Annotated in this window: 20 protein-coding genes; 3 read left to right on the plus strand and 17 right to left on the minus strand. The window is 42.4% G+C overall.

From position 1 onward, the window contains the following. Window positions 1-213: 213 nt before the first annotated feature. The 14 genes from spoIVA to AC6F33_RS09320 all read right to left on the minus strand — a co-directional run bounded on the left by spoIVA (window position 214) and on the right by AC6F33_RS09320 (window position 14,604). Window positions 214-1,701, minus strand: coding sequence for a stage IV sporulation protein A (gene spoIVA, locus AC6F33_RS09255; protein ID WP_255748086.1), 1,488 nt, complete (start codon window positions 1,699-1,701; stop codon window positions 214-216). A gap of 341 nt (window positions 1,702-2,042) precedes the next feature. Further along, window positions 2,043-2,306 (minus strand): stage VI sporulation protein F, encoded by a 264-nt coding sequence (locus AC6F33_RS09260; protein ID WP_255748084.1) that lies wholly within the window; start codon window positions 2,304-2,306, stop codon window positions 2,043-2,045. 61 nt (window positions 2,307-2,367) lie between these two features. After that, window positions 2,368-3,414, minus strand: coding sequence for an NAD(P)H-dependent glycerol-3-phosphate dehydrogenase (locus tag AC6F33_RS09265; protein WP_255748082.1), 1,047 nt, complete (start codon window positions 3,412-3,414; stop codon window positions 2,368-2,370). Window positions 3,415-3,461: 47 nt separating this feature from the next. Beyond that, on the minus strand, window positions 3,462-4,064 hold the full coding sequence (plsY, locus tag AC6F33_RS09270; protein WP_255748080.1) for a glycerol-3-phosphate 1-O-acyltransferase PlsY: 603 nt from the start codon (window positions 4,062-4,064) through the stop codon (window positions 3,462-3,464). Window positions 4,065-4,081: 17 nt separating this feature from the next. Beyond that, window positions 4,082-5,398, minus strand: coding sequence for a ribosome biogenesis GTPase Der (gene der / locus AC6F33_RS09275; protein WP_255748078.1), 1,317 nt, complete (start codon window positions 5,396-5,398; stop codon window positions 4,082-4,084). Window positions 5,399-5,780: 382 nt separating this feature from the next. After that, window positions 5,781-6,935 (minus strand): 30S ribosomal protein S1, encoded by a 1,155-nt coding sequence (rpsA, locus tag AC6F33_RS09280; protein ID WP_255748076.1) that lies wholly within the window; start codon window positions 6,933-6,935, stop codon window positions 5,781-5,783. A 73-nt stretch (window positions 6,936-7,008) separates the two neighbouring features. Then, window positions 7,009-7,605 (minus strand): lysophospholipid acyltransferase family protein, encoded by a 597-nt coding sequence (locus AC6F33_RS09285; protein ID WP_255748075.1) that lies wholly within the window; start codon window positions 7,603-7,605, stop codon window positions 7,009-7,011. After that, the gene (gene cmk, locus AC6F33_RS09290) at window positions 7,602-8,279 is read right to left on the minus strand and encodes a (d)CMP kinase (protein WP_255748073.1); all 678 of its coding nucleotides are present in this window, start codon (window positions 8,277-8,279) and stop codon (window positions 7,602-7,604) included. The genes AC6F33_RS09285 and cmk overlap by 4 nt, the downstream gene beginning before the upstream one ends. A gap of 65 nt (window positions 8,280-8,344) precedes the next feature. Continuing rightward, window positions 8,345-9,031: a flagellar brake protein gene (locus tag AC6F33_RS09295; RefSeq protein ID WP_255748072.1), complete on the minus strand. Its 687-nt coding sequence runs from the start codon at window positions 9,029-9,031 to the stop codon at window positions 8,345-8,347. A 144-nt stretch (window positions 9,032-9,175) separates the two neighbouring features. Further along, on the minus strand, window positions 9,176-10,504 hold the full coding sequence (gene ypeB / locus AC6F33_RS09300) for a germination protein YpeB (protein WP_255748071.1): 1,329 nt from the start codon (window positions 10,502-10,504) through the stop codon (window positions 9,176-9,178). 11 nt (window positions 10,505-10,515) lie between these two features. After that, complete coding sequence (gene sleB, locus AC6F33_RS09305; RefSeq protein ID WP_500777022.1) at window positions 10,516-11,370, minus strand: spore cortex-lytic enzyme; 855 nt, start codon at window positions 11,368-11,370, stop codon at window positions 10,516-10,518. A gap of 188 nt (window positions 11,371-11,558) precedes the next feature. Then, window positions 11,559-12,764, minus strand: a complete 1,206-nt coding sequence (locus AC6F33_RS09310; RefSeq protein WP_255748184.1) for a Glu/Leu/Phe/Val family dehydrogenase — start codon at window positions 12,762-12,764, stop codon at window positions 11,559-11,561. A gap of 230 nt (window positions 12,765-12,994) precedes the next feature. After that, a complete protein-coding gene (locus AC6F33_RS09315; RefSeq protein WP_255748067.1) occupies window positions 12,995-13,615 on the minus strand; it encodes a genetic competence negative regulator in 621 nt (206 codons plus the stop codon). Window positions 13,616-13,836: 221 nt separating this feature from the next. Beyond that, on the minus strand, window positions 13,837-14,604 hold the full coding sequence (locus tag AC6F33_RS09320; RefSeq protein ID WP_255748065.1) for a metallophosphoesterase: 768 nt from the start codon (window positions 14,602-14,604) through the stop codon (window positions 13,837-13,839). A 181-nt stretch (window positions 14,605-14,785) separates the two neighbouring features. On the opposite strand from AC6F33_RS09320, the gene AC6F33_RS09325 reads away from it, so the two are divergent. From AC6F33_RS09325 to AC6F33_RS09335, 3 genes are read left to right on the plus strand one after another with little or no spacing between them, the layout of a single operon-like run. Continuing rightward, the gene (locus AC6F33_RS09325; RefSeq protein WP_255748064.1) at window positions 14,786-15,022 is read left to right on the plus strand and encodes a spore coat associated protein CotJA; all 237 of its coding nucleotides are present in this window, start codon (window positions 14,786-14,788) and stop codon (window positions 15,020-15,022) included. Continuing rightward, on the plus strand, window positions 15,015-15,284 hold the full coding sequence (locus AC6F33_RS09330; RefSeq protein ID WP_255748062.1) for a spore coat protein CotJB: 270 nt from the start codon (window positions 15,015-15,017) through the stop codon (window positions 15,282-15,284). The genes AC6F33_RS09325 and AC6F33_RS09330 overlap by 8 nt, the downstream gene beginning before the upstream one ends. A gap of 25 nt (window positions 15,285-15,309) precedes the next feature. After that, window positions 15,310-15,876: a manganese catalase family protein gene (locus AC6F33_RS09335; protein WP_255748061.1), complete on the plus strand. Its 567-nt coding sequence runs from the start codon at window positions 15,310-15,312 to the stop codon at window positions 15,874-15,876. 63 nt (window positions 15,877-15,939) lie between these two features. Here the strand turns inward: AC6F33_RS09335 and AC6F33_RS09340 are convergent, their stop codons facing one another. The 3 genes from AC6F33_RS09340 to AC6F33_RS09350 form a co-directional block, all read right to left on the minus strand. Next, complete coding sequence (locus tag AC6F33_RS09340) at window positions 15,940-16,398, minus strand: DUF2663 family protein (protein ID WP_255748059.1); 459 nt, start codon at window positions 16,396-16,398, stop codon at window positions 15,940-15,942. A gap of 85 nt (window positions 16,399-16,483) precedes the next feature. Next, window positions 16,484-17,047, minus strand: coding sequence for a CPBP family intramembrane glutamic endopeptidase (locus AC6F33_RS09345; RefSeq protein WP_255748058.1), 564 nt, complete (start codon window positions 17,045-17,047; stop codon window positions 16,484-16,486). Continuing rightward, window positions 17,044-18,594 (minus strand): RecQ family ATP-dependent DNA helicase, encoded by a 1,551-nt coding sequence (locus AC6F33_RS09350; RefSeq protein WP_255748057.1) that lies wholly within the window; start codon window positions 18,592-18,594, stop codon window positions 17,044-17,046. The genes AC6F33_RS09345 and AC6F33_RS09350 overlap by 4 nt, the downstream gene beginning before the upstream one ends. Between the last annotated feature and the right edge of the window lie 14 nt (window positions 18,595-18,608).

Genomic DNA, 18,608 nt, shown 5'->3' on the forward strand with positions numbered 1-18,608 from the left:
GATGGAAGAATTCAACAGCTTTTATAAAAATATTGCCATATTCACGCGTTTTTAACCGTTTCTTGAAGAAAAAAGAGCATTTTTGCTTCTTATTCGCTTATTGAAAATAAAATCCGTCAAAAGTCAATAGATTCGCGCCTTCCAGCCCGTAAATAAACAAAAAGAAAAAGACCCCATTTGGGATCTAGAATTTCACTCATTTCGGAAAGGATCTCACAAAATGATGGCGATTAAGCCCCCGGATCCTTCGTTAATGATGCGTTCCAACGTTTCTTTTAATTTGTATCGAGCATTCTCAGGCATCAATGCCAGCTTCGCTGAGATGCCTTCACGGACGATGGAATTCAATGAGCGGCCGAAAATATCGGAATTCCAAATCGAGAGCGGATCATCCTCAAAATCTTGCATGAGATAGCGTACCAATTCTTCACTCTGTTTTTCAGTACCAATAATCGGCGCAAATTCAGACTCTACATCGACTTTGATCATATGAATTGAAGGCGCAACCGCCTTGAGCCGAACTCCAAAACGTGATCCCTGTTTAATAATCTCAGGCTCATCAAGACTCATATCGCTGATTGATGGTGCCGCAATACCGTAACCGGTCTGTTTCACCATCTTCAACGCATCGGCTACTTGATCATACTCTCGTTTTGCATGGGCAAAATCCTGCATCAGTTGAAGCAAGTGATCTTTCCCACGAATTTCGACGCCAACGACCTCTTTCAGCACCTGATCATAGAGATTATCCGGAGCAAACAAATCAATCTCGGCGGTTCCTTTCCCCATTTCAATCCCTGATAGCTGAGCGTTCTCAATGAAATCATATTGTCCGAAAGTTCCAACGACACGATCAACGTCGCGCAAACGCTTAATATCTTTAACGGTTTCTTTAACCGCGTCCTCATAGCTCTTGCGCAGCCAGTGTTCATCATTCAGAACCATAACCCAGCTCGGCAGATTTACGTTGACTTCCAGAACTGGAAATTCAAACAATGCTTCGCGCAAAATGTTATTGATATCGTGTTCCGTCATGTTCTCAACACTTTGAGCAAGCACGGGGATATCATACTTCTCCGAAAGTTCCTTGCGCAATGCTTCTGTCTCCGGATGATAAGGGTGCGTTGAGTTGACGATGAGAATAAATGGTTTACCCACTTCTTTCAATTCATCAACAATACGTTCCTCAGATTCAACATAATCCTCACGTCCGATTTCACCGATTGAACCGTCAGTTGTAACGACAACGCCCAAAGTAGAATGTTCCTGAATGACTTTGCGCGTCCCAATTTCTGCCGCCTCTTGAAATGGAATCGGTTCATCATACCATGGTGTGTGTACCATGCGTGGGCCGTTTTCATCTTCGAACCCCTTTGCTCCTTTAACCGCGTAGCCAACGCAGTCAACCACACGAATGTTGACGTCAAGTCCGTCTTCCACACTCACTTTAACTGCATGATTAGGAATAAATTTGGGCTCGGTCGTCATGATTTGCTTTCCTGCGGCACTTTGAGGCAATTCATCTTTTGCACGAACGCGATCTGCCTCATCCTCAATATTCGGCAAAACAACGAGCTCCATAAATTTCTTAATAAATGTAGATTTTCCTGTTCGGACGGCTCCGACAACACCTAAATAAATGTCTCCCCCGGTACGTTCAGCAATGTCTTTGAAAATGTCTACTCGTTCAAGTTTTTCCAAAGTTGGCACCCTCCCGCTCCTCCTTCTGCAATAAACTACCTCGGTGATCGTTCTAAACATATGACTTTGTCCATTGATTATGCCAATAAAAATTTGATCTTCCGAAGCGATCTGTTGAAAAATGGGCCGGCAGCGCAAGTGTTTCGGCTGCCTATCTATACTAAACTATTGTCCAATAATTTTTTTATGCCATTTATGGATAAAAAAATGGAGAGAAAACGTTGCCGTTTTCTCTCCACATGACTAATTCCTTCCACGCCCTTTGCGCTCTTGCAGAATGATTGACGCACCTATACATTATGCTATTCCTACTTCGTTTGCCGCTGGCGACGGCCCAATACTTATCGTTTTGGGCCGAAAATTTTTGACAGCGATGTAAGATTGCTCGGCATATTACCCGAAGTAATGGCTTTCACAATAGCCTCTTCCTTTTCCTTTGAAACGGGTACGCCTGCTGTACTCCCAATGCGAGCAATGAGTTCTCTGACGACCTTAGGATCGCTGAAATTAGCGTTTGAAACTGAGTTGGCTATCTCCAGGATATCCTCTTTCTTCACGTTCGTCTTCTTTTCAATGTTATCAAAAAAAGGATTATTAGAATCCAATGAACGTCCTCCTTTACCCTGCATTCTTTACATAGTATGCAAGGAGGGAGTAACGTGCCACCTATTGTTCCCGTGCTATTTTTTCAGCCAGGCTTTGAGAAAGCGGCTCAATTTCATCCTTCTTATCACGATTCATCAATTCGTCAACCGCTTCTTTTGGATGCTTATCTTCAAATAATACCTGATAGATTGCAGTCGTGATCGGCATTTCTATGTTCATCTTTTTAGCTAAGGCATAAGCAGCTTCTGCTGTCCGGACACCCTCTACAACCATCCCCATCTGTTGTAATACAGTATCAAGCTTCTCACCTTTACCAAGCAAATTTCCTGCTCGCCAGTTTCTGCTGTGCACACTCGTACAGGTAACGATTAAATCACCCATGCCGGTCAGCCCTATAAATGTCAATGGATGTGCACCCATTTTCGTCCCAAGTCGGGATATCTCCGCGAGCCCACGAGTAATCAACGCAGCCTTTGCATTATCTCCGTACCCGAGTCCGTCAAGCAAGCCTGCACCAAGTGCAATAATGTTTTTTAATGCACCGCCTATTTCTACGCCTACTGTATCTTCATTGGTATACACACGAAAATAATGATTAAAAAAGAGATCCTGTGCTTCTTGAGCAGCATTAATATTAGACGATGCAACGGCAACCGTTGTAGGATGTCTCAAGGCAACCTCTTCAGCATGGCTGGGTCCTGAAAGAACCACAACTGCTGTTCGAAGCGATGCAGGGATCTCTTCCTCAATAACCTCAGACATCCGTTTAAACGATCCCGGTTCAATACCTTTCACACCATGAACGAACAAGATTGGCTGTTCAATAATGGTACGAATCTGCTTCAATACATCACGCATTGCCTTTGCTGGAACAACAAGAAGCACAGCGGATGCATGACTAAGAGCCTCACTCAAACTATTTGTACCGCTAATTAGATCAGACAGCACAACCCCTGGCAGATACTTTTGATTTGTATGCTCGTGCAAAATTTCGTTTGCCTGCTCTTTTCTGTGGCTCCAAAGCGAAACTGTGAAACCATTATCCGCGAGTACCATCGAAAGCGCAGTACCCCAGCTTCCAGCTCCCAAAACTGCTATTTTCTTCATTGCTCTGCCTCCTCGATTCAAAGTTTACAGCGAACAACAGAAAATTCTTAAGCCTGAGCTTTCTTGTGGCCGAGTTTATTTTCCTTACCTTGAATTAACCGAACGATGTTCGCCCGATGCTGATAAAAGGCCAGGACCGTAATTAAAAAGGCCACAACTAAGACGCCTGCGGAATAGCCATGAATGATCCATCCCAATATTGGCGTAAACAAAAGGAAAAACAAAGATCCTAGCGAAACAAAACGTGTGACCGCGATAATCAAGATGGTAATGACACCTGCAATTAACGCAAAAAGCGGCATAATCATAAAAAAGACGCCAATAGTTGTTGCAACGCCCTTGCCGCCTTTAAAACCGTAATAAATAGGGAAATCATGTCCGATTATTGCCGCTAAACCGGACAGTGCCACCGCCCAGTCGGGTAAGCCAAGTAAATTGGCCATCAAAATGCAAACAACCCCTTTTAGAACGTCCAAAATCAATACCCCAACGGCAGGTCCTGTTCCCAGCACACGCATCGTATTTGTTGCGCCTGCGTTGCCGCTGCCTGTTTGGCGGATGTCAATCTTTTTAATCTTCTTTGTAATTAAGTAGCTGAAGCTGATTGATCCGATAAGATAAGAAATAATTATAGAAAACGCGATCAGCATGATTCAAACCTCTCCTCTTACTTCTCATTCTTTTTTCTTGATAATATTTTTATCGGTGTACCAATGAATCCAAAAGTCTCACGAAGCCTGTTTTCAATATGGCGCACATAAGAAAAATGCAGAAGCTCCGGATCATTGACAAACAATACGAATACTGGCGGACGAACGGCTACTTGAGTACCATAATAAATTTTCAATCGCTTACCTTTATCTGACGGTGGCGGCGTCATAGCTACCGTATCCATAATACAATCATTCAACAAACTTGTCTGCACACGCAGGCTATGGTTTTCAGCTACCTGCTCAATAACCGGCAGAATTTGATCAACACGGCTTCCGGTTAACGCAGATAGGAAAACGATCGGTGCATAGTCAATAAATTGAAACTGTTCACGAATTTTCTTCTTGAACTTGTCCATGGTCTTCCCGTCTTTTTCAACTGCATCCCATTTATTAACTACAATAACAATCGCTCGTCCTGCATCGTGCGCGTAACCGGCAATTTTTTTGTCCTGTTCGATTATTCCTTCTTCTCCGTTTATCAAAACCAAAACCACATCGGACTCTTCAATGGAACGCTGCGCTCGAAGCACGCTGTATTTTTCCGTCTTTTCATAGACACGTCCCCGGCGGCGGATACCTGCTGTGTCGACAATAACAAAATTTTGACCGTTGCGTGTAAATGGAGAGTCGATCGCATCACGTGTCGTTCCCGCAATATCACTAACAATCACACGTTCCTTGCCGAGTATTGTGTTGACGAGAGACGACTTGCCCACATTAGGACGGCCGATCAAAGCAAAGCGAATAGCGCCGTCCTCTTCCGGGTTAGGCTCAGATTTCGGAAATTTATCAATCACTGCATCGAGCAAATCGCCTATGCCTTGTCCATGTGCGCATGAAATCGCATAAGGATCCCCAAGTCCTACAGAGTAGAACTCGTACATCAATTCTTTCTGCTTAAAATTATCTAACTTATTTACACCAAGAACAACAGGCTTCTTGGATCTTCTTAATAATTGGGCAACTGCTTCGTCGGCATCCGTTAATCCTGTTCGTCCATCGACCAGAAACAAGATCACATCAGATTCATCAACGGCAATTTCAGCTTGGGCTCGCATTTGCGCGAGCAGCGGCTCATCGCCAAGATCAATACCACCGGTGTCGATGACATGGAATTCATTGGTCAGCCAAGATCCGTTTCCATACAGCCTGTCTCTTGTAACGCCCGGTTTATCCTCAACAATGGCCATGCGGCCACCGACAATACGGTTGAACAGGGTAGATTTTCCGACATTAGGACGGCCGACTATAGCAATCGTAGGTTTAGACATAATGTTCCTCCTTCAAAAACTGATCATGATCGAGGTTTACTTAGGGGCAAATTTCCCCCTGGTTCCTCTGTTCTATCATCATCAATTTGTTACTCATCATAATGCTTACGTATCAGTGATGATCTAGCAAGGGTTCTTCATCTTTCACTGATCACTTCATCAAATATTAATGAACAAAGCTAATCATAAAAGAAACCTTTCCTTTAACAGGAGAGGTCCAAAAATTAAACGTTCTCGAATTGTATATCTCATTTATTGCCCATGCAGCAATAACCTATGCAAATCAGTATTAAGATTCCATCACAGCCTTGAAAAAGCGGAAAAAGCAGGGAGCAGGTAAGCTTCCAAACATTTTCCGCCTCTTTCATGTTCACGCATTAAATTATTTATATTTTTTTAACTGATCGCCAATCATGTCACCAAGGGAAAAACCTGTTGTTGCTTCTTCAATCTCAGGTGTTTCAGCAGGCTGTTCTGCATGATTTTCTGCTTTTGGTTCTTCAAGTGCTTTGATGCTCAACGATACACGTTGTTCATCAAAATTCACATCCAGAACTTTCACCTTGATTTGCTGGTTCTCTGAAAGCACTTCTTCAGGAGTTCCAATATGATCATGTGAAATTTCGGAGATATGAACTAAGCCTTCAACACCTGGGAGCAATTCAACAAATGCACCGAATGGAACTAGTCTTTTCACTGTTCCTTCAAGAACATCACCGGCGTTGATCTTCGATTTTGCCGTTTCCCAAGGTCCAGGCTGAGTTGCTTTAATTGACAGTGAGATCCGTTCATTAGCAGGATCTACCGATAAAACTTTGACCTTGACTTTATCCCCTTCGGAGACGACTTCTGAAGGAGTTTCCACATGATAATGAGCAAGTTGAGAAATGTGAACAAGTCCATCAACTCCGCCAATATCTACAAATGCGCCGAAATCAGTCAGCCGTTGAACGGTCCCTTCAAGGACGGAACCTTCTTTAATCCCTTGAAGCGTCTCAATTTTTTTCTGATCCGCTTCTTCGTCCAAAACCGCACGATGGGAAAGGATAACTTTCCTCTTTTCACGATCTAATTCGACGATTTTAACATCAAGTGGTTTGCCTTTATAGTCACTGAAATCTTCAACAAAATGACGTTCAACAAGAGAAGCTGGAATAAACCCGCGAACACCTAAGTCAACAACCAAACCGCCTTTAACAACATCAGCAATTTCAACGGAAAATGTAGTTTTTTCGTTGAATTTAGCCTCGAGATCACCCCATGCTCTGTCTGCGTCAACTTCACGTTTCGACAGGACGAGTTCATCATCTTCCAGCTTTGTTACCTTTACACTGATCTCGTCACCTTCATGAAGCATATCCGAGACTTTTTCAACGTGAAGGCTTGAAAGCTCGCTGATTGGCAGAATGCCGTCCACTTTATATCCAACATCAACTAACGCATGTTTTTCTTCAACTTTTGTTACTTTTCCATTAACTACATCGCCTACACCAATCGCATCAAAAGATGCCATTTCATGATTTACTTCTTCAACCATTCTCCGGGACCTCCTTTAATTAACCAACCGAGAAAATATCCTACTCATAACTTCTTACAAATAGACGCTTTTGTCAAGCAGTTGGCTCTGTGTATTCATCAAGCAATGCCTGAATATGTTTCATGATGATTGCGCTTGCCTCTGAAGATTTCATCTTTAATTCTTTCATTTCTTTCGTGTTAATCGGTTTGCCAAAAATGATTTTCATCTTGCTTCTGAATTTATAGTTGCCAATTATTGCACAAGGAACGACAACCGCATCCGTCTGCAGTGCAAAGAATCCTGCTCCTGAAAGGCCTTTCTTCAATGGCGTATGTTCCAGATTCCTGTGTCCTTCAGGAAAAATAAGCAATGCATGTCCTTCTCGGATAAGCTTCACTGCTACTCTGAGTGCGCCACGATCTCCGGTGCCGCGCTTTATTGGAAAAGCATTTAAGTGGCTGAGCAGCCGACCAAAGCCCGGGATATTGAAGAGCTCAGATTTAGCAACAAAACTTAATGGTCTCGCAAGACTGATACCGATCATCGGTGGATCAAAATTAGAAAGGTGGTTGCTGCAGATCAGTGTACCGCCCTGCTCAGGAACGTTTTCCCGCCCTATAACCTGGATTCTAAAAGTTAGTTTATAAAACACTTTAACTAATGTTTTTCCAAAAGAATAGAGATTCAAGATGGCTGTTTCTCCTTTACAAAATGCAGAATTTTCTCAACCACTTCCTCAATGCTAAGCGAAGTGGTGTCAAGTGCCACTGCATCTGCTGCTTTAACAAGTGGGGAAACATCTCTTTCCATATCCTTTTTGTCTCTGAGTGCAATGGATTCCTTCAGTGTTTCCATGGACGGATGTCTGCCTTTTTGCAGTTCTTCCCGATATCTGCGAACTGCTCGTTCTTCAACTGAAGCAATTAAAAATATTTTAACCTGCGCATTCGGAAGAACATGTGTTCCAATATCTCGTCCGTCCATGACAACACTGCACGATTGTGCTAATTTGCGCTGACGGTCCACCATCTCAGCTCGCACAGCCTCGTAAGAAGAAACCAGTGAGACATGTTCGGAGACCTCAGGATAGCGAATAAGGTCAGTCACATCGTCTCCGTCCACGTACACCTTCTGTCCCCTGACACCTTGTACCAGTTTAATTTCTGTTGAATCCAACAATTCTTTCAACGCTTGCCCATTATTTAAATTGACTTTCTCTTTAAGTGCTTTATACGTGAGCGATCGATACATCGCTCCTGTATCAATATAAACAAACCCCAATGTTTTTGCAGCAATTTTGGCAACTGTACTTTTTCCTGCAGCTGCCGGTCCGTCAATTGCTACTTGAAATAAATTCTCCATAATACCTGCTTACTCCCATCTGTCTTGACTGATTGTTTGACTATTTAAAAACATTTTGCTGTCTATCAGCCTTTATGTCTGCGCGATTCCATTTCGAGCAGTTTTTTCCTTGCTTCCAGCTGCTTTTCAAAGCAAAAGCGTATAATCGGCTGGCGTTCTCTCTCTGACTGCAACAAAAATTTAATGGTCGCCCTTTTCCCATTTGTGTGTTTATCAGTAAAAATTCTAATGACTCTCGATTGCACCTTGATATATTGATCAGCACCTGAAGTCATTGGAAGAACAATCCAGGATACAATCGAATCTTCTTCTTCAATTGGAAAATCATCGGGCAAGTTGATTAATGATCCACCGCCGCCAATATCACTGGTCATCGTTGTAAATGGGCGAAATGCCCCCTCACTTGAATGGATCGCAATATCCAAGTTCGCTTCCACACGGACATAGTTTCGACGCTGAATCTCTTCCATGCTGTCCTCACCGTCAAAACTCATGAGCATCAAAGGAACCTGACCAGAAATTCGTTGAATAAACGTTGTCGGAAAACGAAAGACTTGACTGTCATTAATATATATAGCCGTAAATACAGTTCCATTCAGAAGCACTGGTGTTTTTCCTGTTTTTTCTTCAATCGGATAATCAATCAGCAATGCATTGTCTTTAACTTCGGCAAGCTTGCATCGATAGCGCACACTTTGTGCATGATTGTTCATTTGTTCTAAGACCAGTGTTCCGCCAACCTTCAGTTTCATGATCGTCTCCTCCGCATTTTCAATCAACCATGAATTCATCTTTTGCCAAATTACTCCAAAAGTCTTGCACCTTGTGTTCATTATACAGTAGAATCCTCGGTTCAGCCAAGCCCCTTGGAAACAGATCTAACCAGCATCCATCTGCTATTCCTTCAAAAGTTCTATTTTTTCCTGATCTCCATTCTCAGCATTCAGCATGACACGATAGGTATCATTTGCTCGCGTCGCAAAAAATTCATAGCAAAGCACATTTTTCAACATCGCGTTCTGAAAAACAGCGAGATCCGATTCCTGTACCTTTAGATTGGGATTCAGTTGTTTCCGAGCTTCACTCTCTGAGAGTTTAGGCTGAAGCGGAACATCGTCATACTTATTAAATAAATAGTCTGTTTGATCAAATGCAAGTATTTCACCATTATCAAGCGCAACTTTTATTCTCATCGATGCGGGATAGACACGAACACCGTTTTTCTGAAGCACATAAGTTAGTACGGCAACATGATTATATTTGTTACGTTTTGTTAAAATCATATCCTTTACTTGACGCTGTTTCAGAAAAGTTTCTGACCTTTTTGAGGCATCATATAGATTTATGGTCTCTTTTTCAACCGGACGTTCAAAAAGAAACCAAGCAATATGGCCACCTTTTTTTGTTACCGATGCGTTCAACGATCTTCCTTTATCCTTCATAGCAATTTCGTAGGCAGGAACATTTGACCCTTTGCCAGTCTGAGTAACTTTGCGTGTTTGTGCGTGCGGTTTATTGACCCACTTCTTTAAATTATCAACCGCTTGACTGCTTTTTATCTGTGCTCCTTTCATCGGATTAATCTTCTTTTTTTCAAGAACAACATTACGCGGGTTTTCAGGGCTGAAGCTTTGCGTATAATCGGTCGCTTGCCCGTCCACCCGCTTCATTCCATCAATGACTTGATTATCCTGATTTTGTTTTTTACTTTTAAGAGCTTGTTCAACATCCATCCAACGCAGGTGCTGCGACATTACCTTCGATTGAACATCTCTTAATTCGTCTCGTATTGTCATGGATTCTGTATAAAGTTTTGCAAGATTTTTGGATTCTTTATTACTTAATGGGCGATCATTAATCGTTTTAACACCCGTATTATAGGTGAATTCACCGACATGCGCGAGAAATTCATTGGTTCTGTTGAACGGCAAAAAGGTAAGCGGAAGTTCATTGGCTGCCGCATGAGCAAGTGCACTTAATCGCCAAGTTTCCACGAGTTGCGGACGCATTGATTCTCGTGACTGCATGGCAAGCGCCGTCCCAAGAGATTCTTCTAAAGAATCAACATAATAAGTCAGTTCATGAAAAGCTTGCTGGTAGTGATTTTCCGCGTTTATCATCACTGTCTTCTTCATTTGGTGCTCCTGATAGCCCCAAACGCCAAGACCGATCAGCAGAGCGACCGCGATGACAGACAAACCGGCAATCCAATAACGGCGTTTCATATGCGTCCCCCCTATTTACAAAAAATGTGTTTGCCAATTTTCCCAATCTGAGGTCTAGTCCAGATCCACGCAGATGTTGCTGTGTCCGGATTAAAATAGTAGAGAGCCCCATTCGAAGGATCCCACCCGTTAATTGCATCCATTACTGCTTTCTTAGCCGACTCATTCGGTGTCAGCCATATTTGTCCGTCGGAGACCGCTGTAAATGCACCCGGCTGAAAAATGACATCGGATATATTATTGGGAAAGCGTGGGTCTGCCACTCGGTTGATAATCACCGCAGAAACAGCAACTTGGCCTATATATGGCTCACCACGTGATTCTCCATAAACCGCATTTGCCATCAGATTCACATCTGATTTAGAGTAACCTTGAGGCAAGTTATCCATTGTGTAGTTGCCGCCTTGCTGCGGTGTATTCCCACCTCCGGACTGATTGTTCGCATTGCCTGAATTGCCACCCGATGACTGAGTATTTCTCTTCTTCACTTGCTGATTAAGCGGGACTCCTCCATAATAAGTGAATTCATTTCCTTCTCTTATGTTGCGATTGACAAAGGCTTGGTCATATTGAGAAGCTTTTATTAATTTTTGCTTGGTCGTGCTTCCCACCATACCGTCAACGGTCAAACCAAATTGGGACTGAAAATTACGCAATGCCCAATAGGTTCCATAGCCAAATGAACCGTCAATTTTTCCCTTATAGAAGCTAATGTACTGAAGACGCGCCTGAAGTTCGACGACATCTTCTCCCGTATCACCGCGCATAATGACTCGATTTGAGAATGCATCGGCTTCAAAAGTATGAGACAACAGGAGCGATGCAAGAATAGCAGCACATATGCCTCGAATCAGTCGTTTTCTCAATGACTTAATCCTCCCCGGAGTGTACATAGAGCCACTCAATAGTTCATATGATTTCCTTGAAACTCTGAAATCAGCTTTATGTTTCCAAGAAAAGATGGTTTTATGCATTGAGGAACAGCACAAAAAAAACGATTATGGATACACCATAACCGTTTAAAGCTATCATTATTTCTTTCTCATCCATTCATTTAAATCCAACCGCGCACACGTGCAGACTCTGCAAGTGTGTAAACCCCAGCAAAACAAGACGCTGCCTTCAATGAAATACCGCGTTCCTCAGCTATATTATGTACGCGAGTAAAAGCATCAGCTAAAATTTGCCGAACCCGACGTTCTCCCTCTTCTTTGCTCCAGATCAATCCTTGTCTGTTCTGAGCCCATTCAATATAAGAAGAGGTCATATCACCTGAGCTTGTCAAAATTTCAGGGATAAAAAGGATTCCATTCTGTGTCATCCAATTGGCTGCCTCATCGGTCACTGCTCCATCCGCTGCCTCAACCACAAGTTTACTCTTGATTTTAAGAACATTATTATCTGTAATTTGATTTGCAACCGCAGCAAGCACCATAATATCACAAGGCTTCTCAACAAGTTGCTGACTTGTCAAGGTGTGCTTATAAAGTTTTGTAATGGTTCCGAAACTGTCCCGACATTCAATCAATGTATTCATGTCTAATCCCGATGAACGATAAACCGCTCCATAGGCATCTGAAAGTCCGGTAATAGTGACTCCCGAGTCGGCCAGCGATTTAGCAACATAGCTTCCGAGTGACCCGAATCCTTGCACAATCGCGGTCGAATGCTGCAAATCAATGCCTTTCTTTTTCGCTGCTTCAGAAATGAATAAAACGATACCGCGACCAGCCGAATGTTCACGGCTCTTCAAGCCTCCCAGAACAATTGGTTTACCGGTTATAAATCCGGCAGACTGATCCGGGCATAATTTACTGTACTCATCCATCATCCAGGCCATCACTTGGGAATTGGTAAAAATATCTGGCGCAGGTATATCTTGATAAGGGCCGATAACTGAACGAATTGCTTGTATGTATCCTCTACTTAGAAGTTCAAGCTCATGAAAAGACAGTTCCCTCGGTTCGCAGATGACACCGCCTTTTGCACCGCCAAAAGGAATGTTGAGTAAACCGTTTTTAAGGCTGTTCATCAAAGATAGGCCTTTCATTAAAGGCTCCGAAACCTCAGGATGAAATAAGACACCGCCTTTGGTGGGGCCAATTGAAAAGCTGTGTTGAACCCTGTAACCTGAAAAAACGCGAACTTGTCCGTTATCCATTTTAACAGGTATCCGGACAGCAAGGATTTGCTGCGGCTCTTTCAATAGTTCAAATACATCCTGCGAATAGCCAAGTTCAGCAAGCGATTCTTTAATCATCGCTTGAGCCGATGCTAAGACGCGTTTGTGCTTCGTTAAAAGATCCCGTTGATCAACCGACACCAAAATCTTCCTTTCTTATTTTCTGCACACCATTGTCTCTGTCTTCTTTCCTTTGACGCAACAATTGATTCATCAAGCGGCGTGCGGGTGCATAAAGTTTAATAAACCAGTCATCCCGTCTTCTCCATAACGATGACAAAGTAAAAGCAATGAAAAACTCCGCGTGATCAAGAATGCGGAGCTTTAATAAAATAGCGATATAACTCGGATACAGCAATATCTTTTATCAGACATTTACCATATTCCTCAAGTCTGTAAATGGTAATGGTTGATGTATTTCCATACTCCGCAAGGATAGCGACAAGCGTTTCGATATCGAATGCGTCCGATAAATGCTGTTCATTAAAATGTATATAATATTTGTTTTCAAATAGAAATAGGCTTCCTGTTCGAATTCCTAAATCATGAAGTGTTTTCGATAGTGAAATCACATCATCAAATTGCTCAAACTGGTAAAGTACGTCCTGACTTTCATCCAATGTCACCTGCATTTGAATGAAATCTTCGTCATCTTCAAAGTCATCGTCGGATTCATCATCACGATCTTTTCTTCCTCTTGACACAATGACAACCATTCCTTGCGCCGGGAGGGAGAATACTTCAACGTCGATGGGACCGGATGCTTCGAAACCCAATTCGTCATCCGCCTCAAGCATCATATCCCGAAATAATTTCTCGACTCTCGGCAAGTCGTGCCACATATCTTCTTTTGTAATGCCTCGTTCTTTGAGATCGTCAAAAGTCAGGAATATTTTAATCCTGTCGCCATTTAAACGTTCCAGTCGCATCGCAAATGTCCTCCTTGCCGTCCAGCCTAATCTCTTTAGTGTAGTGTCGCAAACTTATACTATAGTTATATGATCTTGACGAATTTCGGTGTCTCTTGCCTGGACATGCATCCAAACGACGAGAGACAAGAACAAATTCGCCGACCAATAGTCGAACGAGAGACTTGAGTGTAGTATACAACGCAAAGACATAATTGTACATGCTTTTACACATTTCCAATTCATCTCTGCTTGAAAGTAAGCATTAATGCATCAGGCTTTGCACCTAAACGCAAAGGCAGTTTAGTGGTCCCGTAACCGCTACTGATTATTAGTGTTCCAAACGGCAGTTCTTTTACCCCTGCCTTCTCTTTTAAAGTAAATCCGAATAAGTTAATTTGTCCGCTGTGCGTATGTCCTGAAATGCAGTAAGCAATGCCCATCTGTGGTGTCAGCGCTTTCTTAATATCTGGATTATGACTGAAAAGAATCGTCGGCACTCCGCTTTTTCTCGCTGCAAGTGTTTTATTTAAATTTGCGTGGTGATGCAGCAAATCATTTAATCCCGAAAAATTGAGTGCTGCACCACTTTTAGTTACAGTATATGTCGTGTTATTTAAAATCGAAACGCCGCTTTCATCAAGCAGTTTTTTTAAACGATCATATCCGGAATCCCAATCATGATTTCCCCAAATGAAAAAAACAGGGCCGAGATTCAACAGCAATTGAATATTTGTGCGCACTCTCGAAAGAGGCACTCCTTTTTCCGTCAGGTCTCCTCCAATAAGAATGTAGTCTGGGGAATCCTTAAACGACTCCAGCCACTTTTTTGAAATCGTGCGCCGATGAATATCCGAGATAAAAAATAACTTCTCACCAATAAAAGGTTCGGGCAAATCATCAATCTCAAGATTGATGGAGATTAATCGATTCATATGCGCCTCACAAAACATGTAAGTAATTAAAATCACAAAAAGGATTATTGCCACAGCCAATAAATCAACAGTCATTGGAAATCACTCCGTATCATAAGGCATATGAATAGTGCCAATGTTAAAAGATTCGAACGAACGTGTGCTTATACGTTCTCGTTTAAAAAAATCGATGAAATCATTGGGTCTATGTACGAGCTGGGATAGCATATAAAGAAATGATGAATAGAAAAATGATTTCAAGAAGGGAGGCGCTGATTTGTCTACATCCAGAAAATGGTACACTCCATACGTCAGTCCAAATGATCCATGTCCACCGCTCGGACCCATTTCTTATGAGACACCCGTGCAGCTCTATCTAGGTTTTCAGCCGCGGGGCATGGAGCAGTTTTCACCATTTGAAGCATTGACACACGGCACATTATGGCCGGGATTATTTACACCATATACCAATCCATATCTCTCAAAAAGAGAGGAGCTGAACACAGATGGATGAACCGATACAAGTACCGGACAGCTATTACTCGGATCTGAAGGCACTCCAAGCTGTTGATTTTACTCTTGTTGAACTGACTCTTTATTTAGACACTCATCCTAATGACCTTGAAGCACTTAAGCAGTTCAATTCAACCGCTAAGAAAAGTGCCGAACTTCGTGACGGATTTGAAGCACGGTACGGCCCATTAAGACAATTTGGGCACAGTCTATCCGCTTATCCATGGCAATGGAAGGATACACCCTGGCCATGGCAAGTATAAACGATGACCGAGGAGGCCGATATTTGTGTGGTATTACGAAAAAAAATTGCAGTATCCGGTGCGTGTCGGCATCTGTAATCCAAGAATGGCAAAATTTCTGATTGAACAATACGGCGGCGCTGACGGCGAACTGGCCGCTGCCCTTCGCTATTTAAATCAGAGATACACAATACCTAGCCGCGTTATGGGCTTACTCAATGACATCGGAACCGAGGAATTTGCCCATTTGGAAATGATCGCCACTATGGTGTATAAACTAACTAAAGATGCGACACCTGAACAGTTAAAGGAAGCCGGTTTAGGTGAACATTATGTTGATCATGGTAAATCAATCTATTATCATAATGCTGCCGGGCAAAACTTTAACATGGGCATCCAATCAAAAGGAGATCCAATCGCTGATCTTTATGAAGACATTGCAGCAGAGGAAAAGGCGCGTTCCAGTTATCAATGGATCATTAATGTCTCCGATGACCCCCAAATTAATGATTCTTTAGGCTTTTTACGCGAACGTGAAATCGTTCACTCACAGAGATTTCGTGAAGCAGTTGAATTACTAAAAGAGGAACAATCAAAAAAAAGAGTATTTTAACGAATAAAAACAGGCAATTTAACGGCTGCTTCTCATGCCTAATAGAAGCGGTCGTTTTTGTAATTATTTATAAAATAAATTGATATCAAATTCCTTCTTCAAATGTCGAAGAATTCCGTAACGGGCCGTATTTCCAAGCTGATCCGGCTGATCATTCATCCATAGTTCTTCCGTGCGATCAATGATCTCTTCCCGTAAATCGTCATAATCATCCTCAGCATCTTCGCGCTCACCATGACAATAAGTAAAGAATAACAGAAACACAGCGCAAATCATCAAGAAAATCCAGCTCGCCGGACGGCTGATCAACATACGTAAATCGCGCATTGATTCGAGCATACCGGGATGAATGAAAAAAGTATAGCCGATTCCAATACCTGCAAATAAGGTAAGACAAAGACCAAAGATTGCTTCTCTATGCTTCCATTTGTCTTTTTCTTTTTTTCTTTTAATGAGCTCTGTTAAAATAGTTAACGTAATTCCAGAAATCCGACCGTTATCGTGATACTCTTGAAGCGACATGTCCTTCACCTCTCTCACATTCATAACTATGAGTGTGACCATGAAATTAGGACAATCACAGGTTACAAATCGTTAATCAAGCACATCATAGACGACCCTTTTTCAAATAATTAAGCGCAATAGGCAACGTATTAATTGTGAAATGTGCTGTGATTGGTGTCAGCAAACTACCCGTTTGAACGAATAGAAAACCGAGACCAAAACTTAGAACAAGGGTTATTCCTAAAAGCGCCGGCTTCGTCACATAACGAATATGTAAAAAGACAAAAATAAGACTGGCAGCAACATATCCTAGTAAGTGCTGAAGAATACCTCTGAATAGAGTCTCTTCAATTAACGAAACAGCAGCCATAATGAGTACAAGCGCTGACAGAGGAAATGCGCGTAACAGATGCTCATTTATTCCTTTGTCATCAAACCATGCATTTGGCAAGACATGCTCGGCAATAGCTTGGATGGAAACCATACCCACTCCGAAACTAAAACCGATCATAAGTTCTAACCCGTTGACTTTGTACCAAGTCGCGAGAGGAAATGACAAGTTGAACAGTTTAATAAGTGTCATTGAAAGCAGCAAAAGCAGGCCTTGAGAGAAATAAAGAGCTCGACGCATCTCAGAATCGGATAAATGAAGATCAGTTCGGCTCATTGTTTCGACCTTTCGCTTTCTTTAAAAATATAGGACAGCCTTTCTTCCCAACTCATCAACTGCTTTCGATTAATCACTGTATCTTCAAAGTTCACCGAATCAAAATCGGCAAGATTGATCCCGCATTGATCGCAGCAATAAACGGGCTTCTCATGTGAATCTTCATGATAAACCTTTAAATAATAGGCTCTTCTGCATTCTGTAGCCGTTAAATAATTTTTCATGATAGAGAGATCGTTCAATAATACCCGTCGGCGCTGCTCGATCATCGACTTGCTTCGTTTAAAAATCGAGTGAAAGGATTGATAGGCAGGCTTTTCCCGTATCCGTTCATAAATGAACCGAGCTGCGGTTTCGCTTGATCCTCGCTCCTGTAAATCGTTCAAAAATTGATCTTTGTTTTTTATTGTGAGGACTCCTTCATCTAACTCATGTAACGTATGGAGCAAAAAGGCATCCTCGGGAAAATTGCTGTCTATAAAGCCTTCCGGATATTGATTATCTTGCGGTGAATAATAAAGAACGGCAAGACCTTGCTGTCCGTCACGCGAAGCACGGCCGATTTCCTGAAGGTATGCATTCATTGTTGCCGGAAAATGAAAATGGACGACCAGTCGAATGTCTGGTTTGTTAATTCCCATACCAAATGCATTGGTACAGCAAAGCAGATCTAATTGATTATCCAAAAATTGGTTTTGTATTTTTCTCCGATCTATTGACTCCATTCCACCATGATAAAAAGCTGCACGAAGTCCGAGTTGTCGTCGTACCAGTTCAGCCAGTCTCTCAGTCCAGTCGCGGCTTGCACAATAAACAATTCCCGGAAGACGTGTGGTACGGAGCAGCTTGCACAATTGTTCCATTTTTTCATCGTCATTGGAAACGTTCCGAACAACAAGTGCAATATTCGTCCTGTCAACGCTCATGATCGTCTGAGCAACCTCATGCAACTCCAAAGATCGAATGATATCTTCTCGCACACGTTCATCCGCTGTTGCAGTCACGGCGAGGCAGGCTGGATGTCCAAGCTGTTCTCTGATACGGGCAAGCTGCAGATAGTCCGGTCTGAATTCATGTCCCCATTGAGATACACAATGTGCTTCATCAACGACAAAAAGCGAAATAGTTATTTTTGCCAAAGCTTCACGTATGTCAGAACGGCAAAGCATCTCCGGGGAAATATAGAGAAAACGCAGCTCTTCCAAATGACGAAGCACGCGGATGCGTTCTTGTGCGTGCATCATTCCGTTCAATGCTCGGGCATGCCTTTCACCTGCGGCGCGCAATGCGTTAATCTGATCTTCCATTAACGACAAAAGCGGTGAAACAATCAATACGGTGCCATTAAGTAAGTAACCGGGAATTTGATAACACAGCGATTTACCGCTTCCCGTCGGCATCATCGCAAATACATCCCTGCCATTTAAAACATCTTGTATGATTTTTTGCTGCCCGGAGCGAAACTGATGATAGCCGAATTTTTCTTTTAAAATTATCTTAGCTTCGCGCAGCAAGTCTTCTTCACGTAAATTATTCAGGCTACCCATTATGTTCCTCTCCT

This window comes from Sporolactobacillus sp. BBK16-2, assembly GCF_059878335.1.